This is a genomic window from Kitasatospora sp. MAA19 (genome assembly GCF_029894125.1).
In the GTDB taxonomy this organism is placed as follows: domain Bacteria; phylum Actinomycetota; class Actinomycetes; order Streptomycetales; family Streptomycetaceae; genus Kitasatospora.
This window is the reverse complement of the sequence record NZ_JARXYZ010000039.1, coordinates 33,031-57,786: the sequence shown is the minus strand read 5'-3', so window position 1 is coordinate 57,786 and position 24,756 is coordinate 33,031. Positions and strand designations below refer to the sequence as shown.

The following is a 24,756-nucleotide window of genomic DNA, read 5'->3' as shown; positions in this document are numbered from 1 at the left end:
ATTCCGCACATCATCTTCACCCTGCCCCGGGCAACGCTTCCGCCCTGCCCCGGGCAACGCTTCCGGACATCCCGACGATCATGACCGGCCGGGCGGCGGGCCCGCCGCCCGGCCGCCGACAACCGAACGGCCCGTGCGGGACCAGAGGTCCCCACGGGCCGTTCAGCGCTGTCCGGACATCCCTCCGGAAGGGGGTCTCACGACCTGACGGGCGACACCGCTCAGACGGCGGCGAACGCGCCCTCCAGGATGTCCATGCCCTCGGCCAGGAGGTGCTCCGGGATGACCAGCGGCGGCAGGAAGCGCAGCACGTTGCCGTAGGTGCCGGCGGTCAGCACCACCAGGCCCTCGGCGTGGCAGGCCTTCGCGATGGCCGCGGTGGCCTCCGCGTTCGGCTCCTTGCCGCCCGGCTTCACCAGCTCGACGGCGATCATCGCGCCGCGGCCGCGGACCTCGCCGATGATGTCGAACTTCTCCTGCATCGCCCGCAGGCGGCCCAGCATGATCTCGCCGATCCGCTGCGCCTTGCCGTTGAGGTCCTGCTCCTTCATCGTCTCGATGGCGCCCAGCGCGGCCGCACAGGCCACCGGGTTGCCGCCGTAGGTGCCGCCCAGGCCGCCCGCGTGCGCGGCGTCCATGATCTCGGCGCGACCGGTCACCGCGGCCAGCGGCAGGCCGCCGGCGATGCCCTTCGCGGTGGTGATCAGGTCCGGGACGATGCCCTCGTCCTCGCACGCGAACCACTGGCCGGTACGGCAGAAACCGGTCTGGATCTCGTCCGCGACGAACACGATGCCGTTCGCCTTCGCGTACTCCACGATCGCCGGCAGGAAGCCCTTGGCCGGTTCGATGAAGCCGCCTTCGCCCTGGATCGGCTCGATGATGATCGCGGCGACGTTCTCGGCGCCGATCTGCTTGTTGATGATCTCGATCGCCTGCGCGGCGGCCTCGGCGGCGCAGTTCTCCGCACCCGTCAGCCAGCGGTACGGGTAGGCCACCGGCACCCGGTAGATCTCCGGGGCGAACGGCCCGAAGCCCTGCTTGTACGGCATGTTCTTCGCCGTCAGGCCCATGGTCAGGTTCGTGCGGCCGTGGTAGCCGTGGTCGAACACCACGACGGCGGTGCGCTTGGTGTAGGCGCGGGCGACCTTCACCGCGTTCTCGACCGCCTCGGCGCCCGAGTTGAAGAGCGCGGTGCGCTTGTCATGGTCGCCCGGGGTCAGCTCGTTCAGCTGCTCGGCGACGGCCACGTAACCCTCGTACGGGGTCACCATGAAGCAGGTGTGGGTGAAGGCGGCCAGCTGCTCGCTCGCCTTGGCCACCACGGCCTCGGCGCTGTTGCCGACGTTGGTCACGGCGATGCCGGAGCCGAAGTCGATCAGCGAGTTGCCGTCCACGTCCTCCAGCACACCGCCGTTGGCACGGGACACGTACACCGGCAGGGTGGTGCCGACGCCGGCCGCCACCGCACCCAGCTTGCGGGCCTGCAGCTCCTGCGACTTCGGACCGGGGATCGCGGTGACCAGGCGGCGCTCCTGCGGGAGCGGCGTTGCGGCGCTCATGGGGTTTCTCCAGACTTCTCGGCTCGGTGCTTCGCAGGCTACGGCCGCCCTCCCCGGCCGGGCATGCGCCACTCGGTAGCACTGGGCCGTCCGACTTGTCCGGCACGGCCAGCGCGGGTGGTGAGACTACCCGCAGGTCCCGCTCCACTACATTGAGCGCGGGCGTGTCGCCGGTACGGCGGCATGGGTATGGCGGCACCGACGGCGGTCGGGCCGGGCGGGCGAGGGAGCGGGGCCGTACATGGCGCAGGACGGGGCACACCACCACACCGATCGGACCACCACCAGATCCCCGGCCCCGATGCCCCACCAACGGCCCGGTACCCGCGCCGACGGGCCCCCCGCCTTCGACCTCCCCACCTGGGCCGCGGCCCCGCGCCCGGAGGCCGAGCCCGGCGTCTACCGGCTGGGCTACCGCCGGATCGACCCGGAGCGGGCGGAGGCGGCCCGGGTCGCGGCCTGGCCGCTGCTGCTGCGGGCGGGGCTCAACGCGGTGGTGGGGTGGTTGGTCTACGTCTACGGCGTCGAGCTCGCGGAGGCCGGGGCGACGGTGATCGGCGTCCTCCCGTCGAGTTCTGAGTTCGTCGCGACATCGGTCGTGCTGACCCTGAACGTCCTGGTGGCCGCGCTCGTCATCAAGCTCTTCGGCCGGATGGGCCGCTGGCCCGAGGTGTGGCGCCGGTACGTGGCGCCGCTGCTGTCACGGACGGTGACGCAGGAGCAGCCCGCCGAGGAGGCCCGGGTGGCGGCGGAGGTGACCCGGGGGACGGACCCGTGGGACGGGCTGCGGCAGGGCGGGGCGGCCGAGGCGGCCGGGCGCCTGGAGCGGGAGGCGGTCGGCGACGTCGACTACGTCCGGATCCAGCGGGCGTGGGAGTCGGCGCAGGCGGACCCGGCGTTCGTGCCGGCCTTCGTCGAGCAGGTGGCGGCGCGGGGTGGGGCGGCCTTCGCGCACCCCTCGGAGTCGCGCGAGCTGGCGGGCCGCGCCGAGCGGCACGACCTGCTGCTGGGTCAGGTCTGCCTCGGGACCGCCCAGGACGTGCCGAAGAACCCGTTGAGCCACCGGGCGGCCGGCTTCGCGCTGGATCCGGCGGTGCTGGGCACCTCGCTGCTGGCGGTGGGCCCGGCGGGGACGGGGAAGACGGCGCGGTTGGCGCGGCCGGTGGCGGAGGCGCTGTGCCTGCAGGCGCTGGCCGGTACCGCGTGCGCGGTGGTGGTCGGGGCGGCGGACGCCGACCTCGGCCCGGACGCCTGGTACGACGTGGTGATCGCGCCCGGTGACCCGGCGTCGGTGTACGGGCTGGACCTCTACGGCGCGGCGCAGGATCCGGACGAGGCGGCCGCCCGGCTGGCCGAGGCGCTGCTGCCGGACGAGCTGACGGCCCGCGCGGAGAACGCCCGGACGGCGCTGCAGCAGGTGGTGGGCCCATTCCACGCCGCGTACGGCCGCTATCCGGGGGTCCGGGAGCTGCGGGCGCTGCTGGCCGGGGAGCCGGACGCGCTGGCGGCCCTGGTGAAGGCGCTCGGGGTGGCCGGCCGGCTGGCCGTGTACGAGCGGGACCTGGAGCACCGGGAGCGCCAGCGCGGCCGGGCGGACGACCCCGGCGCGCTGCTGGCGGATCGGCTGGCACTGCTGGACCGGCCGGCCTTCGAGGGCGCCTTCGCGACGGACGGCACCGGCCGGCCCCCGTTCGCGATGCGGGTGCTGGACCATCCGCTGCGGGTGCGGGTGAAGCTGCCGGAGCGCAGCCACCCGGAGGCCGCGCGGATGCTGTCCCGGCTGGTGGTGGGTCAGTTCGTGCAGGCGGCGGGGGCCCGCGAGGACCGTTCCCTGTTCGCCGGCCTGGTGGTGGACGACGCCTCGGCGGCGCTGGACGCGACCGCGGTGCGCGGGGTGCAGCGGATGCGCGGGGCGAACGCGGGCGCGGTGCTGCTGCTGCGCACGCTGGTGGACCTGCCGGAGGCGCTGCGGGCGCCGCTGTTCGGCGCGGTCGGCTGCCGGATGGTGTTCCCGGGGATCGCGCCGTGGGACGGGCGGATGTTCTCCGAGGCCTGGGGGACGCATCTGGTGTCGGAGACCGCGGTGACCCACACCCCCGACACCTCCGGCGGCGTGGTGCGGCGGGCCGGCCGGCTGGGGCGGCGGGCGCTGTCGGGGACGGCGGCGCAGACGGAGTCGGTGACGACGCGGGAGGTGGAGCGGCTGCGGTGGTCGCCGTCGGATCTGGCGCACGCGCTGCCGGCGGGGCACGCGGTGGTGTCGTTGACGGCGGTGTCGGGGGAGCAGGTGCCGCCGCTGCTGGTGGATCTGCGGGGGTGACGGGGCGCGAGGCCCAAGCTCGCCTTCGAGGTGGATTCGGCAGTGCCGGTTGTCCGGTGCGTCCATAATGAAGGGGAGAGACTCTCACTTGTCCCATTGCCCTCTCCTCGCCCGGCCGCAACGGCGCGGTCAGGTCGATCCCCCGAAGGTGCCATGCCCCCCACACTCGCCTCCGTTGTCCGCAACAGCTCGCTCCATCTGACGGTCCTCGCCGGCGCGGACCACTTGGAGCGGCCGGTCCGCTGGGTGCACACCAGCGAGCTGGACGACCCGACGCCGTTCCTGGAGGGTGGCGAGCTGCTGCTCACCACCGGGATCAAGCTGGGCCGTACGGCGGCGCGGCTGCAGGCGTACGTGCACCGGCTGGCCGACGCCGGGGTGGTGGGACTGGGCCTGGGGGTGGGGCTGTCGCACACGGAGGTGCCGCAGCCGCTGGTGGACGCGGCCGCGCAGCGGGGGCTGCCGCTGCTGCGGGTGCCGGAGCCGACGCCGTTCATCGCGATCAGCAAGGTGGTGTCGGCGGCGCTGGCCGCGGAGCAGTACGAGGCGGTGACGACCTCCTTCGAGGCGCAGGAGGAGCTGACCCGGGCCGCGCTGGGCAAGGACGGCACGACGGCGGTGGTGCGCCGGCTGGCGGCCCGGCTGGGCGGGTGGGCCGCGCTGTACGACGGGTCGGGGGCGCTGTCGGTGGTGGCGCCCGACTGGGCGGCGCGCCGGGCGGGGCGGCTGGCGGCGGAGGTGGACCGGCTGCGCCGGCGCCCGGCGCCGTCGAGTGCCGCGCTGCAGGGGCGGGCGCCGGGGATAGACACGGCGGACGAGGACTACGTGGTGGTCCAGTCGCTGGGGGCGGACCGGCGGGCCCGGGGCTTCCTGGCGGTGGGGACCGAGGACCGGATCACCCCGACCGAGCGGTACGTGCTGAACGCGGCGGTGGCGCTGCTGACCCTGACGCTGGAGCGCTCGCGCGAGCTGCGGCAGGCGGAGGAGCGGATGGGCGCGGCGCTGCTGCGGATGGTGCTGGCGGGAGAGGTGGCGACGGCCCGCCAGGTGGCGGTGGGGCTGTTCGGCGGCCTGCCGGAGGGGACGATACGGGTTCTGGTGGCCGGGGCCGGGCCGAACGCGGAGGCCGCGGAGGCCCTCGGGGAGCTGGGGGACCGGGCCGAGCAGGCGGGCGCCCGGGTGGGCGAGAAGCTGCTGGTGGCGCGGGAGGAAGGGGCGCACGGGCCGCGGCTGATGGTGCTGGCGCTGGACAACGGCGCGGTGCACCGGGCCTGTCTGGGCGCGGTCGAGGAGCACGAGGGCCTGTCGCTGGGCGTGTCCGCGCCGGCCGCGCTGGAGGAGGCCGGGACGGCGCACGCGCAGGCCGAGCGGGCGCTGGCGGTGGCGCTGCGCGGCGGCCGGCGGTCGGTGGACCACGAGGAGGTCGGCGCGGGTTCGCTGCTGCCGCTGCTCGGGGAGGACGCCGTGACGGCGTTCGCCGAGGGGCTGCTGCGGCCGCTGCGCGAGCACGACCGGACGGCCCGCGGTGATCTGGTGGCCTCGTTGCGGGCGTGGCTGTCCCGACACGGGCAGTGGGACGCGGCGGCGGCCGATCTCGGGGTGCACCGGCACACGCTGCGCTACCGGATGCGCCGGGTCGAGGAACTGCTGGGGCGTTCGCTGGACGACACCGACGTGCGGATGGAGCTGTGGCTGGCGCTGCGCTCCGGCGAGGAGTGACCGCAGGCCCTGGACGGGATGGAGTGGCCTCGGAGTCGAACACTCCTGGTCGGCCAATCCGGTCGGCCCGCCGCCCCACCTACCCTCGGGTTCGGGTCCCACTCCCGTGGGCCTGACGACGACGAGGAGAGGGCCGGTACCACGGTGACCACCACGTACGATTTCTGGCTGGCCGGCCGCCGGGCGAGCGGCGACGCCGACTTCGAGGTGCACAACAGCTGGGACGGCCGTCTGGTCGGCACGGTGAGCATCCCGACCGAGGCCCAGGTCGAGGAGGCGCTGGACGCCGCCGTCGCCGCGCTGCCGGTGTTCGCCGCCACGCCCGCGCACCAGCGCGCCGCCGCGCTGGACCACGTGGCCAAGCGCCTGACCGAGCGTACCGAGGAGATCGCCCAGCTGATCACCGCGGAGAACGGCAAGCCGATCAAGTGGGCCCGCGGCGAGGTCGGCCGTGCCGTCTCGGTCTTCCGCTGGGCGGCCGAGGAGGCCCGCCGGACCAACGGCGAGACGATGCGGCTGGACACCGACCCGGGCGGCGTGGGCCGTTTCGCGGTGGTGCGCCGCTTCCCGCGCGGTGTGGTGCTGGGGATCGCCCCGTTCAACTTCCCGCTGAACCTGGTAGCCCACAAGGTCGCCCCGGCGATCGCGGTCGGCGCCCCGATCATCCTGAAGCCGGCCCCGGCGACCCCGCTGTCGGCGATGGTGCTGGGCGAGATCCTGGCCGAGACCGACCTGCCGACCGGTTCCTGGAGCATCCTGACGGTGCCGAACGACCGGATGCCGGCGCTGGTGCAGGACAAGCGCCTGCCGGTGATCTCCTTCACCGGTTCGGACAAGGTCGGCTACCAGATCATGGACTCGGTGCCGCGCAAGCACTGCACCCTGGAGCTGGGCGGCAACGCCGCGGCCGTGGTGCTCGCCGACTGGTCCTCGGAGGCCGACCTCGACTGGGCGGCCACCCGGATCGCGATGTTCGCCAACTACCAGGGCGGCCAGTCCTGCATCTCGGTGCAGCGGGTGATCGCCGACGCGTCGGTGTACGACGCGCTGGTGGAGAAGGTCGTGGCCAAGGTCAAGGCGCAGGTCACCGGTGACCCGAACGACGACGCGACGGACGTCGGCCCGCTGGTGGACGAGAACGCCGCGAAGCGGGTGGAGTCCTGGGTGGACGACGCGGTGGCCAAGGGCGCCAAGGTGCTCGCCGGCGGGACCCGCGACGGCGCGACCTACGCGCCGACCGTGCTGGCCGAGCTGCCGGCGGACGCGATCCTGGCCAAGGCCGAGGTGTTCGGCCCGGTCCTGTCGCTGCACCGGGTGGACGGTGTCGACGAGGCGTTCGCGGCCGCCAACGACTCGCCGTTCGGCCTGCAGGTGGGCGTGTTCACGCACGACCTGCAGACCGCCTTCCGCGCCCACCGGGAGCTGGAGGTCGGCGGTGTGATCATCGGCGACGCGCCGTCCTACCGCGCCGACCAGATGCCGTACGGCGGCGTCAAGGACTCCGGCGTCGGCCGCGAGGGCGTCCGCTACGCGATGGACGACTACACGGTCGAGAAGGTCCTGGTCCTCACCGGCCTCGACCTCTGATCGACCCCCGCTGAGCGACCCCGACGAAGGGCCCGGTCCGGTGACCGGGCCCTTCGCGCGTGTCGGGGCCGGTCCGGCGCCCCGCTCCGGCTCAGCCGTTGTGCCCGGCCGCGACGGTGACGGCCTCCTCGATCGTGGCGTTGCCGGCGACGAGTTCCAGCGTCTGCCCGGCCGTGCCCGGTTCGCGCAGCAGCGCGGCGAGCACGGCGGCGACGTCGGCCCGGTCCACGGCGCCGCGCGCGACCGAGGGGGCGAGCCGGACCAGGCCGGTGCCGGGGCCGTCGGTGAGCCGGCCGGGGCGCAGCACCGTCCAGGCCAGCCCGGTCCGGGCCCGGACGGCGTCGTCGGCGGCGCCCTTGGCCCGCAGGTAGGTCTCGAAGACCTCGTCGGCGGGGTGGTGGGCGTCGGCGTCGGCGCCCATCGAGGAGACCATCAGGTAGCGCCGGACGCCCGCGAGTTCGGCGGCGTCGGCGAGGAGGACGGCGGCGTCGCGGTCCACGGTGTTCTTGCGGGCGGCGCCGCTGCCCGGTCCGGCGCCGGCGGAAAAGACCACCGCGTCGGCGCCGGCGAGCAGTTCGGCGAGCTGCGGGGCGGTGGCGGACTCCAGGTCGAGCAGCAGCGGTTCGGCTCCGGCGTCGGCGAGGTCCTGGGCCTGTTCGGGGCGGCGGATGATCCCGGCGGGCCGGTCGCCGCGCGCGGCGAGCAGCCGTTCGAGCTTCAGCGCGATCTGTCCGTGGCCCCCGGCGATGACGGTACGCATGGCTCCGACGGTAGCCCGGGGCGGGCCCCGGCGTCCTGTGGAGAGCCGTCGCGCGGTGGCGGTCCCCTGTCGGGCGTTCGGTCGAGGGGGGTCCTGCGGAGGGCTGCGGGCAGGACACAATGGGCGCATGACTTCGCTCGCCCACCCGCAGCTGCGGTTCACGCCCATCGTGCAGGACCCTTCCGGCCCCCGGGAGCTGGTGATCCTCGGTTCGACCGGGTCGATCGGCACCCAGGCCATCGACGTGGTGCTCCGCAACCCGGACCGCTTCCGGGTGGTCGCCCTGTCGGCGGCCGGCGGCCGGGTGGAGCTGCTCGCCGAGCAGGCGCTGCGGCTGGGCGTGCACACGGTGGCGGTGGCGGACCCGGCGGCCGAGCCGGCGCTGCGCGCGGCGCTGGCGGAGAAGGCGGCCGGCGGTCCGCTGCCGGCGGTGCTGGCGGGGCCGGACGCGGCGACCGAGCTGACCGCGATGGAGTGCCACTCGGTGCTGAACGGCATCACCGGGTCGATCGGGCTGCGCCCGACGCTGGCCGCGCTGGCGGCGGGCCGGGTGCTGGTGCTGGCCAACAAGGAGTCGCTGATCGTCGGCGGCCCGCTGGTGAAGGCGGTGGCGAAGCCGGGGCAGATCGTGCCGGTGGACTCCGAGCACGCCGCGCTGTTCCAGGCGCTGGCCGGCGGCACCCGGGCCGAGGTGCGCAAGCTCGTGGTGACGGCCAGCGGCGGCCCGTTCCGCAGTCGGACCCGTGCGCAGCTGGCCGGGGTGACCCCGCAGGACGCGCTGGCGCACCCGACCTGGGCGATGGGCCCGGTGGTCACGATCAACTCGGCCACCCTGGTGAACAAGGGCCTGGAGGTGATCGAGGCGCACCTCCTGTACGACGTGCCGTTCGACCGGATCGAGGTCGTGGTCCATCCGCAGTCGGTGGTGCACTCGATGGTGGAGTTCACCGACGGTTCGACGCTGGCGCAGGCCAGCCCGCCGGACATGCGGATGCCGATCGCACTGGGCCTGGGCTGGCCGGAGCGGGTGCCGGACGCCGCCCCCGCCTGCGACTGGACCAAGGCCGCGACCTGGGAGTTCTTCCCGCTGGACAACGACGCCTTCCCGGCGGTGGAGCTGGCCCGTGAGGTGGGCACCCTGGGCGGTACCGCCCCGGCGGTCTTCAACGCGGCGAACGAGGAGTGCGTGGAGGCGTTCCTGCAGGGCCGCCTCGCGTTCACGGGAATCGTGGACACTGTTGCCAAGGTCGTCGCCGAGCACGGCACGCCCGTTCCGGGAACTTCCCTGACGGTCGAGGACGTCCTGCACGCGGAGGACTGGGCCCGCGCCCGGGCCCGCGAGCTGGCGGCGGGCTGACGGCGGCGGGTTGACGGCGTGGGGCGTTCCCGGCCGGGAACGCCCGTGCCGGGTGTCCGGCCCGGCGCGACTGCGGTAAGACAAGACGACGAGCGGAGCGGCATGGAGGACCAGCGGTGGCAATGGTTTTGACGGTGGTCGGCATCCTGGTCTTCGCGGTCGGGCTGCTCGTCTCGATCGCCTGGCACGAGCTCGGCCACCTCTCCACGGCCAAGCTGTTCGGCATCCGGGTGCCGCAGTACATGGTCGGCTTCGGCCCGACCGTCTGGTCGCGCAAGAAGGGCGACACCGAGTACGGGTTCAAGGCGATCCCGCTGGGCGGCTACATCCGGATGATCGGGATGTTCCCGCCCGGCGAGGACGGCCGGATCACCAAGCGCAGCAGTTCGCCCTGGCGGACCATGATCGAGGACGCCCGGGAGGCCTCCTACGAGGAGCTCCAGGAGGGCGACGAGCACCGGCTGTTCTACACCCGCAAGCCCTGGCAGCGGATCATCGTCATGTTCGCCGGGCCGTTCATGAACCTGATCCTGGCCTTCGGGCTGTTCCTGACCGTCATGATGGGCTTCGGCGTCTCCATGGCGGTGCCGACCATCGGCTCGGTCGCCCAGTGCGTCGTCAAGGCCGGCCAGCCCACCGACACCTGCCCCGCCGACGCGCCCAAGACCCCGGCCAACGAGGTGGGTCTGCGCCAGGGCGACAAGGTGCTCTCCTTCGACGGCGACCGGATCCGCGACTACGACCAGTTCCAGGCGGACATCCGGAAGTCGGCCGGCAAGCAGGTGGAGATCGTCGTGGACCGCGGCGGTGAGCGGCTCACCTTCAAGCCCACCATCGCCGTCAACGACGTGCAGAAGTACGACGGCAGAGGCGTGCCGGTGAAGGGCCAGACCGTTCAGGCGGGGTTCCTCGGGTTCACCCCCAAGAGCGAAACCGTCCAGCTCGGCTTCGGGCAGTCCGTCGACCGGATGTACGACATGGCCGAGAACGGGGTGAAGTCGCTGGCCGCGCTGCCCGGCAAGATCCCGGGCCTGTGGAACGCCGTGGTGGGTGACGCCCCGCGCGACCCGGACTCGCCGATCGGGATGGTCGGCGCGGCCCGGGTCAGCGGCGAGGTGTTCTCGCTCCACGAGTCGGCCACCCAGCGGGTCGCGATCTTCGTGAACCTGCTGGCCGGCATCAACCTCTCGCTCTTCCTGTTCAACATGCTGCCGCTGCTCCCGCTGGACGGCGGCCACATCGCCGGTGCGGCCTGGGAGGCGGTCCGGCGCCGCTTCGCACGGATGTTCAGGCGGCCCGACCCGGGCCCCTTCGACGTCGCCAAGCTGATGCCCGTGGCGTACGTCGTGGCCAGCGTCTTCATCGGCTTCACCCTGCTGGTGATGGTCGCCGACCTGGTGAACCCGGTGAAGATCGGCTAACGGGTCCGGGGACGGCGGGTGTGCTGGGGCCCGGCGCCGTGCCGTACCGTGGGGGCCGGGCGCGCCTCGATCGCGCGCCTGGCCTCGGCCGTCCCAACGGCCGGGCGGTCGACCACACCTCAACCCCGGGGAACCCTGCGCACATGACCGCGATCTCGCTCGGTATTCCGTCCCTGCCGCTCAAGCCGCTCGCCAAGCGCCGTGTATCCCGGCAGATCATGGTCGGCAACGTACCGGTCGGCGGCGACGCCCCCGTCTCGGTGCAGTCGATGACCACCACCGTGACCTCGGACATCAACGCCACGCTGCAGCAGATCGCCCAGCTCACCGCGTCCGGGTGCCAGATCGTCCGGGTCGCCGTCCCCTCCCAGGACGACGCCGACGCGCTGCCGATCATCGCCAAGAAGTCCCAGATCCCGGTGATCGCCGACATCCACTTCCAGCCGAAGTACGTCTTCGCCGCGATCGACGCCGGCTGCGCCGCGGTCCGCGTCAACCCGGGCAACATCAAGGCCTTCGACGACAAGGTCGGCGAGATCGCCAAGGCCGCCCGGGACGCCGGCGTGCCGATCCGGATCGGCGTCAACGCCGGCTCGCTCGACAAGCGCCTGCTGGAGAAGTACGGCCGTGCCACCCCCGAGGCCCTGGTCGAGTCCGCGCTCTGGGAGTGCTCGCTGTTCGAGGAGCACGACTTCCGCGACATCAAGATCTCGGTCAAGCACAACGACCCGGTCGTGATGATCAACGCCTACCGCCAGCTCGCCGCCGCCTGTGACTACCCGCTGCACCTGGGCGTCACCGAGGCCGGCCCCGCCTTCCAGGGCACCATCAAGTCCGCGGTCGCCTTCGGCGCGCTGCTCGCCGAGGGCATCGGCGACACCATCCGGGTCTCCCTCTCCGCCCCGCCGGCCGAGGAGATCAAGGTCGGCAACCAGATCCTGGAGTCCCTCGGCCTGCGCCAGCGCGGCCTGGAGATCGTCTCCTGCCCGTCCTGCGGCCGCGCCCAGGTCGACGTCTACAAGCTCGCCGAGGAGGTCACCGCCGGGCTGGAGGGCATGGAGGTGCCGCTGCGCGTCGCCGTCATGGGCTGCGTCGTCAACGGTCCGGGCGAGGCCCGCGAGGCCGACCTCGGCGTCGCCTCCGGCAACGGCAAGGGCCAGATCTTCGTCAAGGGAGAGGTCATCAAGACCGTCCCCGAGTCGAAGATCGTCGAGACCCTGATCGAGGAGGCGCTCAAGCTCGCCGAGCAGATGCAGGAGGCGGGCGTCGAGGCCGGTACGCCGACCGTCGTCGCCGCCGACTGACCGCGCGGGGTCCGCGCGGGTGCGCCGCGCGCAGTTTTCCGGAAGCGGGGCCGTCCGTTCGCGGACGGCCCCGCGGCCGTAGCCGGGTGGGGCCACGGAGTAGGGTGCGGCCAGATTCGTCTCAGTGAGGTGCTGTCTCGATGCTCGATCGAGGTGTGATGCTCCCCGGCTCGTTCCAGGCCGCCCGCTCCCTGGCCACCACCCGCGTGCTGGAGCCCCCCGACCTCGCGGACGCCCTGGCGGTCCTCCACCGCGACCCGGTCGCCAACGCCTTCGTCGCCACCCGGGTCGAGGCCGTCGGCCTGGACCCGTGGCGGCTCGGCGGCGAGATGTGGGGCTGGTACGACGGGGCCGGCACCCTGGCCGCGCTCTGCTACGCCGGAGCCAACCTCGTCCTGGTCGACGCCGGGCCGCAGGCCGTCGCCGCCTTCGCCGAGCGGGCCCGTCGGCAGGGCCGCCGCTGCTCCTCGATCGTCGGACCGGCCGAGGCCACCGCCGCCTTCTGGGCGCTGCTGGAACGCAGTTGGGGCCCGGCCCGCGAAGTCCGCGCCCACCAGCCGCTGATGGCCACCACCGCGCCCTCCGCCGAGATCGCCCCCGACCCGCTGGTGCGGCGGGTACGGCGCGACGAGGTCGAGGCGCTGCTGCCCGCCTGCGTGGCGATGTTCACCGAGGAGGTCGGGGTCTCCCCGCTGGCCGGCGACGGCGGCCTGCTCTACCAGGCCCGGGTCGCCGAACTCGTCACCACCGGGCGGTCGTTCGCGCGTTTCACCGAGGACGGCCAGGTGGTCTTCAAGGCCGAGATCGGCGCCGTCACCGAGGGCGCCTGCCAGGTCCAGGGCGTCTGGGTCGCCCCCGCGTACCGGGGCCAGGGCCTCTCCGAGAGCGGCATGGCCGCCGTCCTGGACATCGCGCTGCGCGAGGTCGCCCCGGTGGTCTCGCTCTACGTCAACGACTTCAACCTGCGGGCCCGGGCGGCGTATCGGCGGGTGGGGTTCCGCGAGGTGGGCGTCTTCATGAGCGTCCTGTTCTGACTCCGGGCCCCGGGTGTTCGGTTCCGATCCTCGCCCGCGCCACCGGCCCGCTAGTAGTAACGTCCGGGGCATGGATCAGCTGACCGGGGTGACGATCGAGGCCATCGACCTTGCGGCCTGGGCGCCGCAGGCGCTGGAGGTCCAGGCGGTGGCGTTCGGCCTGACGTCCGAGGAGGTCGCGGTCCGGCTGCACATCGTCGGACGGCACGCCCGCCAGGCCGGGGTGATCGCGTTCGGCGCGATGAGCGACGATCGGCTGGTCGGCTTCGGCTACGGGATGCCCAACCAGCGCGAGCACTGGTGGAGCACGGTGATCGAGCCCTACCTGAGCGCGGGCGGCCACGGCGGCTGGCTGGACGACGTGTTCGCCGTCACCGAGCTGCACGTGCTGCCCGAATTCCAGGGCCAGGGCGTCGGCTCCCGGCTGATCCGCACCCTCTGCGAGCACTCCGGGCTGGACCGCAGCATCCTCTCCGCGATCGACGCGGAGACCCCCGCGCGACGCCTCTACCGGGCGCTCGGCTACCAGGACCTCGCCCGCGCGGTGCGCTTCCCCGCGACGGACCGGCTGTACGCGGTGATGGGGGCGCGGCTTCCGCTGCGCGAGCCCGGCGCGTCCAGGGCCTAGCCAGGGCGGGTCCGACGATGCGCGTCGCACGCCCGGCGGGAATCGTCGGACCCGCCCTAAAGCGCCCTGGCGAACTCCAGGTAGAGCTCGGCGTCCTCCTGCCGGCCGGCCGCCAGGGCCCGCAGGGCGAGGTCGACGGCCCGGAACAGCGTCCAGCCGCGCAGCCGCTCCCGGTCCACCTCCAGCGCGTCCGCGAGCTGGTGCAGCCGGCGGCGGACGGCCGCGGCCACGCCCGGGGAGCCGACCAGGGTGTCCGCCCGGTCCAGGGCCAGCCGGGCCAGGTCGAAGGCGCGCTCGCCGGCCAGCGGGCGCGGGTCGATCGCCAGCCAGGGTGCCCGGTCGGCGGCGAGCACGTTGCCGTGGTGGAAGTCCCCGTGGAGCAGGAAGGTCTCGGTGGCGGAGCCGGCCAGGCCGTCGGCCGTCTCCAGCGCCTCGGTGACCAGCGACTGGGCCTCGGCCGCTCCGGGAAGGGCGCGGAGTCCTTGCAGCCGCTCCGAGGTATCGGCGGTCCGTGTCGCGAGCGACGGGAACGGGTGGCCCTCCGGCAGGTCGGACCAGAGCCGGTGCAGCAGGCTGGTCGCTTCCAGCATCGCCTTCGCCTCGGCGAGCGAGCGCAGCGGGATCTCCCCGTGCAGCCGCTCCAGCAGCAGGACGCCCTCGGCCGGGTCGGAGTCCAGCAGCAGGACGGCCCCGCGGCCGGCCCAGTGGGCGAGCGCCGCGTGCTCCAGGGCGGTCTCGGGGGTGCGCAGTCCGGTCTTGAGGACGGCGGGGGAGAGGTCGTCACGGTGGACGTACCCGACCAGGCTCAGGCTGCCGCCGGGGTCGAGCACCCGCTCCAGGGTGAGGTCCCAGCGCGCCAGGTACGTGGCCACCCGCGCGGGGAGCCCGGCCAGCCACTGCCGGCCCGGCTCGCCCTGGCTCGCGGTGACGCTGTGCGCCAGCCAGGTGGGGACGGTGATCTGCGGTGCTGCTCCCGACATGCCGGCCTTCCGGTTGACGCTCCCCCGTTGGTACTACCCGTCCATTGTCGGCCATGGACGGGAAACCGCAGGTCAGCGGCGCGGCCCGGACAGACCCTAAGGCCGGGTGGCCGTAGGGGCGGCGGTGGGAGTGGGGAGGGGCTCGGGAATGCCGGGGAAGGCGGTGTCGGCGGCGCCCCAGCGGTGGGCGCGCAGGGCGCACTCGCGCAGGGCGTCGGCGGCGGCGCTCCGCTGGGGGCCGGGGACGGCGGCGACGAGGTCGGCGTAGACGGCGGTGAGCCGGGTTTCGAGGTGGGCGGCGAGCCGGGTGGCGCCGGCCGTGTCGGTGACGGCGAACGGGAGCTGGTAGCCGCCGGCGGCGGCGGTCGGGGTGGCGCCGAGGGAGGCGAGCAGCCGCTGCCAGGAGTCCCGCCGGGCCTCGTGGGCGGCGTAGGCGGTGCGGGCGTCGGCGCGCTGCTGGTCCTCGGGGAGCCGGGCGCCGACCACGCCGTAGCCGTAGACGGCGGCGTGTTCGGCGCCGAGCGCGCCCTGGAGGGCGGTGACGGCCGCGGCGGTGGAGGGAGTGGCCGAGGGGGAGGGGGAGCCGGTGGGCTTGTCGCCCGGGGGCGCGGTCGGCGTTTCGGTGGGCGTGCCGGCGGCCGCGGGCGGGGTGGCCGACGCGGTGGTGTCGCCGAGTGCGACGGCGTGCAGGACGTCGGAGGCGGCGACGGAGGTGAGCAGGCGGGCGAGCGGCGGGCTGGCGGCGGCCAGGTCGGCGAGGCGGGTCTGGGCGGTCTGCCGTTCGAGCGCGGCGAGTGCTGCGGGGGTGGTCACCGGCGCGGCGGTCGGGGTGGCGGCCGGCGTGCCCGAAGGCGTGGATGGGCCCGACGGTGTGGCCGGGCCCGAAGGTGTGGGCGTGGCCGGGGGCGCCGGGGGGATCGAGGCGGCGGGCAGGCCGTAGGCGAGCGCGGCGCGGTGCTGGGCCACCTCGGCCCGCAGCGGCTGGAGCAGGGCGGCCTGGGCGCCGCCAGGGCCGGCGAGCAGGGTGTCGTAGCCGCTGAGCAGGGTGTCGGTGGCGGCGATGGAGCGCAGGACGACCGGTTCGTCCGGGTTCGGCAGCGGGCCGCGGTTGCCGGGCGCGGCGTCGTTGCCGTCGTAGCCGCTGGTACATGCGGTGAGGACGAGCAGCCCGAGGGCCAGCAAGCTCCGTCGGCTGGGCGGCTGCATCGGTGTCACTCCGGGGCGTGTGCGGGAGGGCGGCCTCCCCGCCGGTCCTCGTTGGCGTGAATGATTACAGAATCCCCACGATTTCGGGCCTGGTTTCGGATCTCGGGGCTCGGCGGGGGCCGGTGTGAGCTTGCTCGCAGTGGGTGGCGTGCGACCGGTCGGCGGTGGTCCGGAATCGGTGGTTCCCGGCTTCACCGGCTAGGCTTTGGGCCGAGCTGCCGTGACCCGGTGTGCGCCGGACCGGCGCCGGAGGGTGCGGAGCGACCTTCTGACAACAGCAGACGCGGCCGAGGAGTCCACCCGGATGAGCACCACCCACACCGACCGGCTGCGCGCGTTGCTGGAGCCGCTGGCCGTGCAGGCCGGACTGGACCTCGAGGACGTCAAGGTCACCAAGGCGGGCAACCGCCGCCAGGTGCAGATCGACGTCGACACCGACGGCGGCGTGGACATGGACGCCATCGCCGAGTTCAGCCGGGTGGTCGGTGAGGCCCTGGACGAGTCGGACCTGATGGGTGACGAGCCCTACCTGCTGGAGGTCGGTTCGCCGGGCGCGGAGCGCCCGCTGGACCTGCCCCGGCACTGGCAGCGCGCCGAGGGCCGGCTGGCCAAGATCCACCTGGTCGACGGCGGGGAGATCGTCGCCCGGGTGCTGGAGGCGGACGAGGACGGCGCGCTGGTCGAGGTGCAGCCGGTGAAGGGCCGCGGTCGTCCGAAGGAGCGCCGTCTGGCGTACGCCGAGGTGGCTCGGGCGCGCGTCCAGGTCGAGTTCAACCGCAAGGACGACGAGCTCCTCGACGAGGCCGCGGACTTCGCGGACGCCTCCGAGGAGGGGGACGACGGTGCGGAGTGACCTGCGCACCGCCTGGACCATGACGAACGTGACGAAAGACGAGGAGGCGTAGCCGTGGACATCGACATGAGTGCCCTGCGCACGCTGGTCAACGAGAAGAACATCCCCTTCGACCTGCTGGTCGAGTCCATCGAGTCCGCCCTCCTCACCGCGTACCACCGCACCGAGGGCTCGCGCCGTCGCGCCCGGGTGCACCTGGACCGCAAGTCCGGCCACGTCACCGTGTGGGCGATGGAGGACCCGGCGGAGCTGGACGAGGGCGTCGAGCCGAAGGAGTTCGACGACACCCCGAACGGCTTCGGCCGGATCGCGTCCAGCATCGGCATCCAGGTGATGATGCAGCGCCTGCGCGACGCCGCCGACGACCAGACCTTCGGCGAGTACGCCGGCAAGGAGGGCGACATCGTCACCGGTGTCGTCCAGCAGGGCAACGACCCGAAGAACGTGCTGGTCGACATCGGCAAGCTGGAGGCCATCCTGCCGCCGCAGGAGCAGGTCCCGGGCGAGGACTACCGGCACGGCACCCGGCTGAAGTGCTACGTGGTGGCGGTGCGCCGCGGTGTCCGCGGGGCCTCGGTGACGCTGTCGCGGACGCACCCGAGCCTGGTGAAGAAGCTGTTCGCGCTGGAGGTCCCGGAGATCGCGGACGGCAGCGTGGAGATCGCCGCGATCGCCCGTGAGGCCGGCCACCGCACCAAGATCGCGGTCTGGTCGCGCCGGCAGGGCCTGAACGCCAAGGGCGCCTGCATCGGCCCGATGGGCAGCCGGGTGCGCGCGGTGATGGGCGAGCTGCACGGCGAGAAGATCGACATCGTCGACTGGTCGGAGGACCCTCGCGAGATGGTCGCCGCGGCGCTGTCCCCCGCACGGGTGACCAGCGTGGAGATCGTCGATTTCGCCCAGCGCTCCGCCCGGGTGATCGTGCCCGACTACCAGCTGTCGCTGGCGATCGGCAAGGAGGGGCAGAACGCCCGCCTCGCCGCCCGCCTCACCGGCTGGCGGATCGACATCCGGCCGGACACCGAGGGCCAGCCGGAGGACGGCGGCCGGGACGCTGACCGGGACATCGACCGGGACGCCGACCGTTAAGTGCGGCGCTGACCGGCCGCTCGCTCTGTCCAAAGGCCCCCCGCCGCTCCCCCCGGGATCGGCGGGGCGGCGCCATGTCCCTTCGGAGGGGTAGACTTGCCTTCGTCTGGCCGGACGCATGTCCGAGCACGCCCGGAACGCACCTGCGTGGGCTGCCGCAAGCGAGCGGCCAAGCACCAGCTGTTGCGTGTCACGGCGGTCGAGGGCGTCTGCGTCCCTGATCCCCGTGGCGCACTGCCGGGCCGGGGCGCGCACCTGCACCCCGATCCGGCCTGCCTCGACCTCGCGGTCCGCCGTCGGGCGTTCCCCCGGGCCTTCCGGCTCCAGGGCACGCTCGACACGGAGCGGCTCCGCGAGTTCATCGGGGAGCGGGCAGGCGACACCCCGGAGCCCTGAGTCCACTCAGGCCCGCCCGGGGAACCTCCCGCTACGGCCGTCGCTCTGCGCGACGGAGAACCACCGCAACAAGCACAGCGCGCGGGCAGCCGCACGCCGTGCACCAGTCAGGTACCTCGCGAAGTGGAAGTAGGTCGAGATTGCGATGAGCACTCGATGAGTACGCGATGAGTACGCGATGGGTACGCCCATGAAGTAGCGACGGTCCGGCGGACGAGACACCCCGGACTCATAGATCAGGAGTGAAGTGGCTAAGGTCCGGGTTTACGAACTCGCCAAGGAGCTTGGCTTGGAGAGCAAGGCCGTCATGGCCAAGCTCACCGAGCTCGGTGAGTTCGTCCGTTCGGCGTCCTCGACCATCGAGGCGCCGGTCGTACGCAAGTTGACTGACGCTCTGGGAGTGGCCCCCACCACCGGTGGTTCCGCTGCCAAGCCGGGCCCGCGCAAGCCCGCGGCGCCCCAGCCCGCCGGTGGCTCCGCCGCCGGCGCGGCCGCACCCAAGCCGGGTGCCCCGACCCCGGGTCCGCGCCCTGCCGCGACCCCGGGCCCCCGTCCCACCCCGGCCGCAGCGGCTCCCGCCGCCCCGGCCGCGCCCGCCGCCCCGCGCCCCGCGGGTGCGCCGACCCCGGGCCCGCGCCCGGCGGCCCGCCCCGCCGCACCTGCGGCTCCGGCGGCCGAGTTCTCCTCCCCGGCTCCGGCCGAGGCCCCCGCCGAGCGCCCGGCCGCCCAGGCCCAGCGTCCGGCGTCCGCCCCCGCCGCTGCCGGCGGCAGCGCCCGTCCGGGCCCGCGTCCGGCCGGTCCGCGTCCGGGCAACAACCCGTTCACCTCGGGCAGCGCCACCGGCATGGCCCGCCCCGGCGACCGTCGTCCGGCCGCGCCGGGTGCCCGTCCGGGTGGCGGCGCTCCCTCCGGTGACCGTCCCCGTCCGGGTGGCGACCGTCCGCGTCCGGCCGGTGCTCCCGGTGCCGACCGTGGCGCCCCGCGTCCGGGTGGCGACCGTCCGCGTCCGGCCGGTGCTCCCGGTGCCGACCGTGGCGCCCCGCGTCCGGGTGGCGACCGTCCGCGTCCCGCTGGTGCTCCCGGTGCCGACCGTGGCGCCCCGCGTCCCGGTGGCGACCGTCCGCGTCCGGATGGCATGCCCCGTCCGGCCGGCCCGCGTCCCGGCGGCCCGACCCCGTCCGGCATGCCGCGCCCGAACCCGGGCATGATGCCGCAGCGTCCGGCTCCCGGCCCGCGTCCGGGCCCCGGTGGCCGTGGCCCGGGTGGCCCCGGCGGCCGTCCGGGTGGTCCGGGTGGTGCCGGTGGCGCCCGTCCGGGCTTCCAGGGTCGTCCGGCCGGTCCGGGCTCGCGTCCGGCCGGTGGCGGCGGCTTCGGCGGTCCGCGTCCCGGTGGCGGTGCCCCGGGTGGCGGCGGCGGCTTCGGCCCGCGCCCCGGTGGTTTCGGTGGTCGTCCCGGCGGCCCGGGTGCCCGTGGTGGCACGCAGGGCGCCTTCGGCCGTGGCCCGGGCGGTCGCCCGGCGCGTGGCCGCAAGTCGAAGCGGGCGAAGCGCCAGGAGTACGAGGCCATGCAGGCCCCGTCCGTCGGCGGTGTGATGCTGCCCCGCGGCAACGGCCAGACCGTTCGCCTGTCGAGCGGCGCCTCGCTGATGGACTTCGCGGAGAAGATCAACGCCAACCCGGCCGCGCTCGTCTCCGTCATGTTCAACCTCGGTGAGATGGTCACCGCGACCCAGTCGGTCTCCGACGCGACCCTCGAGCTGCTGGCCGGCGAGATGGGCTTCCAGCTGGAGATCGTCAGCCGGGACGACGAGGACCGCGAGCTGCTGGAGTCGTTCGACATCGACTTCGGCGCCGACGAGGGCGACGAGGACCAGCTGGCCCCGCGCCCGCCGGTCGTCACCGTCATGGGTCACGTCGACCACGGTAAGACCCGCCTGCTGGACGCCATCCGCAAGTCCAACGTGGTGGCCGGCGAGGCCGGTGGCATCACCCAGCACATCGGCGCCTACCAGGTGGCCACGATCGTGAACGGCGAAGAGCGCCCGATCACCTTCCTGGACACCCCGGGTCACGAGGCGTTCTCCGCCATGCGTGCCCGTGGTGCCAAGTCCACCGACATCGCGATCCTGGTGGTCGCGGCCAACGACGGTGTCATGCCGCAGACGGTCGAGGCGTTGAACCACGCCAAGGCCGCGGGTGTGCCGATCGTGGTCGCCGTCAACAAGATCGACGTCGAGGGCGCCGACCCGACCAAGGTCCGCGGTCAGCTGACCGAGTTCGGTCTGGTGGCCGAGGAGTACGGCGGCGACACCATGTTCGTCGACATCTCCGCGCGCCAGGGTCTGAACATCGACCAGCTGCTGGAGGCCGTGGTCCTCACCGCCGACGCCTCGCTCGACCTGCGGGCCAACCCCGAGCAGGACGCGCAGGGTATCGCCATCGAGGCGCACCTCGACAAGGGCCGCGGCGCCATGGCGACCGTGCTGGTCCAGCGCGGTACGCTCCGCGTCGGCGACTCGATCGTCGTGGGCGACGCCTACGGCCGCGTCCGCGCGATGCTGGACGAGAACGGCAACCACCTCACCGAGGCCGGCCCGTCCCGTCCGGTGCTGCTGCTCGGTCTGACCTCGGTGCCCCGCGCCGGCGACAGCTTCATCGTCGTCGACGAGGACCGCACCGCCCGCCAGATCGCCGAGAAGCGCTCGGCCCGCGACCGCAACGCCGCCTTCGCGCAGCGTCGGGTCCGGGTGTCCCTGGAGGACCTGGACAAGGCCATCGCCGCCGGCTCCATCGAGCAGCTCAACCTCATCATCAAGGGTGACGTCTCCGGTTCGGTCGAGGCCCTTGAGGACGCCCTGGTCAAGCTGGACGTGGGCGAGGAGGTCGAGCTCCGGGTGCTGCACCGCGGCGTCGGTGCGATCACCGAGTCCGACGTCGACCTGGCGATGGGCTCGGACGCCATCATCATCGGCTTCAACGTGCGCGCCGAAGGCCGTGCGCGCGCTGCGGCCGACAAGGAAGGCGTGGACGTCCGGTACTACTCGGTCATCTACCAGGCGATCGAGGAGATCGAGAACGCCCTCAAGGGCATGCTCAAGCCCGAGTACGAGGAGGTGCGCCTCGGCTCCGCGGAGATCCGCGAGGTGTTCCGTTCCTCCAAGTTCGGCAACATCGCCGGTGTGCTGGTCCGCGAGGGCCTGCTGCGCCGCAACGCCAAGGCCCGCCTCATCCGCGACGGCAAGGTCGTGGCGGAGAGCCTCACCATCGAGGGTCTGCGCCGCTTCAAGGACGACGCGACCGAGGTCCGCGAGGGCTTCGAGGCCGGTGTGACCCTGGGGTCGTTCAACGACATCAAGGTCGACGACGTCATCGAGACCTACGAGATGCGCGAGAAGCCGCGCGCGTAAGCGGGTGGCCGCCGGGGCCGGTCGACGGGTGGTATTTCCGTCGACCGGCCCCGGTCTCGCTGTGTAGGGTCGGTCCTCGTACGCCAGCCCGGTTCCGGGCGGCTTCCCCCGAGGCCTTCCAGGTCGGCTAGACCTGTCACACATGTTCGTGGGAACACTCACCTTCGACCTGCTGCTGGGCGACGTCCACTCGCTCAAGGAGAAGCGTTCGATCGTGCGGCCCATCGTGGCCGAACTGCAGCGCAAGTACAGCGTGTGCGCTGCCGAGACCGGGAACCAGGATCTGCACCGCAGGGCCGAGATCGGCCTCGCGGTGGTGTCCGGCGAGGCCGGGTACGTCACCGAGATCCTGGACAGCTGTGAGCGGTTGGTCGCCGGCCGCCCCGAGGTGCAACTCCTCTCCGCGAGGAGGCGCTACCACAACGACGACGACGAATGAGAGCCGTGGAGACGGTCGGCGGAAGTCGCCGTTCTCACACGGATCAGGACCCAGAGCGCCCGCAAGGCCGGGCGCGGGCCGGTACTTTGGGGCTTGGGCCCCGACGGGCGCGCAGCCGCCCGGATGCCGGACCCACTGCACGAGGAGGCAACGTGACCGACACCGCAAGGGCGCGCAAGCTCGCCGACCGCATCCAGGTGGTCGTCGCCCAGACCCTGGAGCGGCGGATCAAGGACCCGCGACTGGGGTTCGTGACCATCACCGACACCCGGGTGACCGGGGACCTGCGCGAGGCCACCGTCTTCTACACCGTCTTCGGCGACGAGACCGAGCGCGAGGCGACCGCCGCCGCGCTGGAGAGCGCCAAGGGCGTGATCCGCTCCGAGGTCGGCAAGATCGGGGTGCGCTTCACCCCGACGCTGACCTTCGTCGCGGACGCGCTGCCGGACAACGCCCGGAACATCGACGACCTGCTCGACCGGGCCAAGGCCATCGACGCGGCGGTGCGCACCACCGCCGCGGGCGCGACCTACGCCGGCGACGCGGACCCGTACAAGGTTCCGGCGTCCGAGCGTGACGACGAGGACGAGTAGTCATGGCGGGTGAGCCGGCGAAGGCCGCCTCGCGAGCCGGTTCGACCACGGGGGCGTCCTCCACCAGCACGGTGGAGGGTGCCCTCGCGGCGCTCCCGGGGCCGCGCGCCGAGGAGAGCGGCTTCGAGCTGCTCTGGCAGCAGGTGGTGGCGGAGATCGGGCGGGCGCGTTCGATCGACCTGATCTGCCACATCTGCCCGGACGGCGACGCCCTGGGCTCCTCGCTGGCGGCCGCGCTGGCGCTGCGCGGGCTCGGCAAGCAGGTGCGGGTCTCCTTCGGCGACGACCCGCAGATCGTGCCCGAGTCGCTGGCCTTCCTGCCCGGTCAGGAGCTGATCGTGCCGGCCGCCGAGGTGCCGGACGTCCCCGAGCTGGTGCTCTGCTTCGACGTGGCCGCGGAGAGCCGGCTCGGCCTGCTGCACGGCAAGGCCTTCGCCGCGCCCGCGCTGGTGGTGATCGACCACCACGCCTCCAATCCGGGCTTCGGCACGCACCAGCTGATCGATCCGACCGCGCCGGCCACCGCCGTCCTGGTCGACGAACTGCTGCGCCGGCTCGGCGTCGAACTCGACCAGGACCTGGCCACCTGCCTCTACACCGGCGTCGCCACCGACACCGGCTCGTTCAAGTACCGGGCCACCACGCCCGCCACCCACGAACTCGCCGGGCGGCTGCTGGCCACCGGCATCCGGCACGACCTGATCTCCCGGCAGCTGTGGGACACCTCCTCCTTCGGCTACCTCAAGGTGCTCGCGGGCGCGCTGGACCGGGCCGTCTACGAGCCGGACGCGGCCGGCGGGCTGGGCCTGGTGTGGACCTGGGTGCCGTACCAGGACCTGGTGCTGTTCAGCGTCACGGTCGAGGAGATCGAGGGGCTGATCGACATCCTGCGCCGCCCGGCCGAGGCCGAGGTGGCGCTGGTGCTCAAGCAGGACCCGGACGGCACGCTGCGGGGCTCCTCGCGTTCCAAGGGCGCGGTGGACGTCGCCGCGGCCTGCGCCGAACTGGGCGGCGGGGGGCACGTCTTCGCGGCCGGGTTCAGCGCGCGGGAGGACGTGGCCGCGGTGGTCGAACGGTTCCGGGGCGCGCTGCGACCGGTACGTTGATCATCTCTTGACCGTTTTTTAGAGAAAGAACTTGATGAAGCGCAAAGGCACCGGCCCGGACGGCCTGGTGATCGTCGACAAGCCCGAGGGCATCACCTCGCACGGGGTCGTCGCCAAGCTGCGATGGCTGGCCGGGACACGGAAGGTCGGGCACGCCGGGACGCTGGACCCGATGGCCACCGGCGTGCTGGTGATCGGCGTCGAGCGGGCCACCCGGCTGCTCGGGCACCTGATGCTCACCGCCAAGACGTACGAGGCGACCATCCGGCTCGGCCAGACCACCGTCACCGACGACCGGGAGGGCGAGGTCACCGCCGCCACCCCGGCCGACGGGGTGACCCGGGAGGCGATCGACACCGGGATCGCCGCGCTCACCGGCGAGATCATGCAGGTGCCCTCCAAGGTCAGCGCGATCAAGATCGACGGCAAGCGGTCGTACGCGCGGGTGCGCGAGGGCGAGGACTTCGAGCTCGCGGCCCGGCCCACCACGATCCACTCCTTCACCGTGCACGGGCAGCGCGCGGCGGTGGCCGAGGACGGCACGCCGGTGGTGGACCTGGACGTGACCGTCGAGTGCTCCTCCGGCACCTACATCCGGGCACTGGCCCGCGACCTGGGCGCCGGGCTCGGCGTCGGCGGCCACCTGACCGCGCTGCGGCGGACCAGGGTCGGGCCGTACTCGGTGGAGTCGGCGCACACCCTGGAGCAGCTGGAGGCCGCCGTCACCGGCGACTCCGCCGCGGGGCTGCAGGTGCTGCCGATCGCCGAGGCCGCGGCGGCCGCCTTCCCGCGCTGGGACCTGGACGAGGCGGCGGCGGAGAAGCTGTCGCACGGCGCCCGGCTCAAGGCGCCCGGGCTGGGCGTGGACGGGCCGATCGCGGTGTTCGGGCCGGACGGGCGCTTCCTCGCGCTGGTCGAGGAGAAGGGCGGGCAGGCGAAGCCGGTCGCGGTCTTCGTCGGCTGAGGCCCCTCGCCGCAGTTCACCCCCGTCGGGAG

The 24,756-nt window shown here is 73.6% G+C and carries 20 protein-coding genes; 16 read left to right on the top strand and 4 right to left on the bottom strand.

Features of this window, described 5'->3' with window-relative positions; all coding sequences use genetic code 11:
* Positions 1-221: 221 nt before the first annotated feature.
* Positions 222-1,562: a 4-aminobutyrate--2-oxoglutarate transaminase gene (gene gabT / locus P3T27_RS35375; protein ID WP_280685404.1), complete on the bottom strand. Its 1,341-nt coding sequence runs from the start codon at positions 1,560-1,562 to the stop codon at positions 222-224.
* 241 nt (positions 1,563-1,803) lie between these two features.
* Here gabT and P3T27_RS35370 point away from each other — a divergent pair, with 241 nt between their 5' ends.
* From P3T27_RS35370 to P3T27_RS35360, 3 genes are all read left to right on the top strand, one after another.
* Positions 1,804-3,882 (top strand): ATP-binding protein, encoded by a 2,079-nt coding sequence (locus tag P3T27_RS35370; protein WP_280685403.1) that lies wholly within the window; start codon positions 1,804-1,806, stop codon positions 3,880-3,882.
* A gap of 153 nt (positions 3,883-4,035) precedes the next feature.
* On the top strand, positions 4,036-5,601 hold the full coding sequence (locus P3T27_RS35365; protein ID WP_280685402.1) for a PucR family transcriptional regulator: 1,566 nt from the start codon (positions 4,036-4,038) through the stop codon (positions 5,599-5,601).
* A gap of 144 nt (positions 5,602-5,745) precedes the next feature.
* Complete coding sequence (locus P3T27_RS35360) at positions 5,746-7,188, top strand: aldehyde dehydrogenase family protein (RefSeq protein WP_280685401.1); 1,443 nt, start codon at positions 5,746-5,748, stop codon at positions 7,186-7,188.
* Positions 7,189-7,279: 91 nt separating this feature from the next.
* Here the strand turns inward: P3T27_RS35360 and P3T27_RS35355 are convergent, their stop codons facing one another.
* Positions 7,280-7,948, bottom strand: a complete 669-nt coding sequence (locus tag P3T27_RS35355) for an SDR family oxidoreductase (protein ID WP_280685400.1) — start codon at positions 7,946-7,948, stop codon at positions 7,280-7,282.
* A 127-nt stretch (positions 7,949-8,075) separates the two neighbouring features.
* On the opposite strand from P3T27_RS35355, the gene dxr reads away from it, so the two are divergent.
* The 5 genes from dxr (at position 8,076) to P3T27_RS35330 (ending at position 13,692) form a co-directional block, all read left to right on the top strand.
* The gene (gene dxr, locus P3T27_RS35350) at positions 8,076-9,305 is read left to right on the top strand and encodes a 1-deoxy-D-xylulose-5-phosphate reductoisomerase (protein ID WP_280685399.1); all 1,230 of its coding nucleotides are present in this window, start codon (positions 8,076-8,078) and stop codon (positions 9,303-9,305) included.
* A 116-nt stretch (positions 9,306-9,421) separates the two neighbouring features.
* Positions 9,422-10,726, top strand: a complete 1,305-nt coding sequence (locus tag P3T27_RS35345) for a site-2 protease family protein (RefSeq protein WP_280685398.1) — start codon at positions 9,422-9,424, stop codon at positions 10,724-10,726.
* 143 nt (positions 10,727-10,869) lie between these two features.
* The gene (ispG, locus tag P3T27_RS35340; RefSeq protein WP_280685396.1) at positions 10,870-12,030 is read left to right on the top strand and encodes a flavodoxin-dependent (E)-4-hydroxy-3-methylbut-2-enyl-diphosphate synthase; all 1,161 of its coding nucleotides are present in this window, start codon (positions 10,870-10,872) and stop codon (positions 12,028-12,030) included.
* Positions 12,031-12,188: 158 nt separating this feature from the next.
* The gene (locus tag P3T27_RS35335; protein ID WP_280685417.1) at positions 12,189-13,064 is read left to right on the top strand and encodes a GNAT family N-acetyltransferase; all 876 of its coding nucleotides are present in this window, start codon (positions 12,189-12,191) and stop codon (positions 13,062-13,064) included.
* Between the two features lie 70 nt (positions 13,065-13,134).
* Positions 13,135-13,692: a GNAT family N-acetyltransferase gene (locus tag P3T27_RS35330; protein ID WP_280685395.1), complete on the top strand. Its 558-nt coding sequence runs from the start codon at positions 13,135-13,137 to the stop codon at positions 13,690-13,692.
* Positions 13,693-13,748: 56 nt separating this feature from the next.
* Here P3T27_RS35330 and P3T27_RS35325 read toward each other — a convergent pair whose 3' ends face one another.
* A complete protein-coding gene (locus tag P3T27_RS35325; RefSeq protein WP_280685394.1) occupies positions 13,749-14,672 on the bottom strand; it encodes an aminoglycoside phosphotransferase family protein in 924 nt (307 codons plus the stop codon).
* Between the two features lie 96 nt (positions 14,673-14,768).
* On the bottom strand, positions 14,769-15,878 hold the full coding sequence (locus P3T27_RS41105; protein WP_348534188.1) for a ferritin-like domain-containing protein: 1,110 nt from the start codon (positions 15,876-15,878) through the stop codon (positions 14,769-14,771).
* A gap of 304 nt (positions 15,879-16,182) precedes the next feature.
* Between P3T27_RS41105 and rimP the strand changes: the two genes are divergently transcribed.
* From rimP to truB, 8 genes are all read left to right on the top strand, one after another.
* Entirely contained in the window at positions 16,183-16,731 is a 549-nt protein-coding gene (gene rimP / locus P3T27_RS35315; protein ID WP_280685393.1) for a ribosome maturation factor RimP, read from the top strand.
* 54 nt (positions 16,732-16,785) lie between these two features.
* Positions 16,786-17,820, top strand: a complete 1,035-nt coding sequence (gene nusA, locus P3T27_RS35310) for a transcription termination factor NusA (RefSeq protein WP_280685392.1) — start codon at positions 16,786-16,788, stop codon at positions 17,818-17,820.
* A gap of 147 nt (positions 17,821-17,967) precedes the next feature.
* Positions 17,968-18,216, top strand: a complete 249-nt coding sequence (locus P3T27_RS35305; protein ID WP_280685391.1) for a YlxR family protein — start codon at positions 17,968-17,970, stop codon at positions 18,214-18,216.
* Between the two features lie 247 nt (positions 18,217-18,463).
* Complete coding sequence (gene infB / locus P3T27_RS35300) at positions 18,464-21,622, top strand: translation initiation factor IF-2 (protein ID WP_280685390.1); 3,159 nt, start codon at positions 18,464-18,466, stop codon at positions 21,620-21,622.
* 142 nt (positions 21,623-21,764) lie between these two features.
* Positions 21,765-22,061 carry a DUF503 domain-containing protein gene (locus tag P3T27_RS35295; RefSeq protein ID WP_030397729.1) on the top strand — a complete coding sequence of 99 codons (297 nt, stop codon included), beginning with the start codon at positions 21,765-21,767 and terminating at the stop codon, positions 22,059-22,061.
* Positions 22,062-22,213: 152 nt separating this feature from the next.
* Positions 22,214-22,654 (top strand): 30S ribosome-binding factor RbfA, encoded by a 441-nt coding sequence (rbfA, locus tag P3T27_RS35290; RefSeq protein WP_280685389.1) that lies wholly within the window; start codon positions 22,214-22,216, stop codon positions 22,652-22,654.
* A 2-nt stretch (positions 22,655-22,656) separates the two neighbouring features.
* Positions 22,657-23,760, top strand: a complete 1,104-nt coding sequence (locus P3T27_RS35285; RefSeq protein WP_280685388.1) for a bifunctional oligoribonuclease/PAP phosphatase NrnA — start codon at positions 22,657-22,659, stop codon at positions 23,758-23,760.
* Between the two features lie 34 nt (positions 23,761-23,794).
* On the top strand, positions 23,795-24,724 hold the full coding sequence (gene truB / locus P3T27_RS35280) for a tRNA pseudouridine(55) synthase TruB (protein WP_280685387.1): 930 nt from the start codon (positions 23,795-23,797) through the stop codon (positions 24,722-24,724).
* Positions 24,725-24,756 lie beyond the last annotated feature (32 nt).

Coding starts and splice junctions, on each gene's coding strand:
- gabT (WP_280685404.1), bottom strand. CDS start 1,562: ATGAGCGCCGCAACGCCGCTCCCGCAGGAGCGCCGCCTGGTCACCGCG.
- P3T27_RS35370 (WP_280685403.1), top strand. CDS start 1,804: ATGGCGCAGGACGGGGCACACCACCACACCGATCGGACCACCACCAGA.
- P3T27_RS35365 (WP_280685402.1), top strand. CDS start 4,036: ATGCCCCCCACACTCGCCTCCGTTGTCCGCAACAGCTCGCTCCATCTG.
- P3T27_RS35355 (WP_280685400.1), bottom strand. CDS start 7,948: ATGCGTACCGTCATCGCCGGGGGCCACGGACAGATCGCGCTGAAGCTC.
- dxr (WP_280685399.1), top strand. CDS start 8,076: ATGACTTCGCTCGCCCACCCGCAGCTGCGGTTCACGCCCATCGTGCAG.
- ispG (WP_280685396.1), top strand. CDS start 10,870: ATGACCGCGATCTCGCTCGGTATTCCGTCCCTGCCGCTCAAGCCGCTC.
- P3T27_RS35335 (WP_280685417.1), top strand. CDS start 12,189: ATGCTCCCCGGCTCGTTCCAGGCCGCCCGCTCCCTGGCCACCACCCGC.
- P3T27_RS35330 (WP_280685395.1), top strand. CDS start 13,135: ATGGATCAGCTGACCGGGGTGACGATCGAGGCCATCGACCTTGCGGCC.
- P3T27_RS35325 (WP_280685394.1), bottom strand. CDS start 14,672: ATGTCGGGAGCAGCACCGCAGATCACCGTCCCCACCTGGCTGGCGCAC.
- P3T27_RS41105 (WP_348534188.1), bottom strand. CDS start 15,878: ATGCAGCCGCCCAGCCGACGGAGCTTGCTGGCCCTCGGGCTGCTCGTC.
- rimP (WP_280685393.1), top strand. CDS start 16,183: ATGAGCACCACCCACACCGACCGGCTGCGCGCGTTGCTGGAGCCGCTG.
- P3T27_RS35295 (WP_030397729.1), top strand. CDS start 21,765: ATGTTCGTGGGAACACTCACCTTCGACCTGCTGCTGGGCGACGTCCAC.
- P3T27_RS35285 (WP_280685388.1), top strand. CDS start 22,657: ATGGCGGGTGAGCCGGCGAAGGCCGCCTCGCGAGCCGGTTCGACCACG.
- truB (WP_280685387.1), top strand. CDS start 23,795: ATGAAGCGCAAAGGCACCGGCCCGGACGGCCTGGTGATCGTCGACAAG.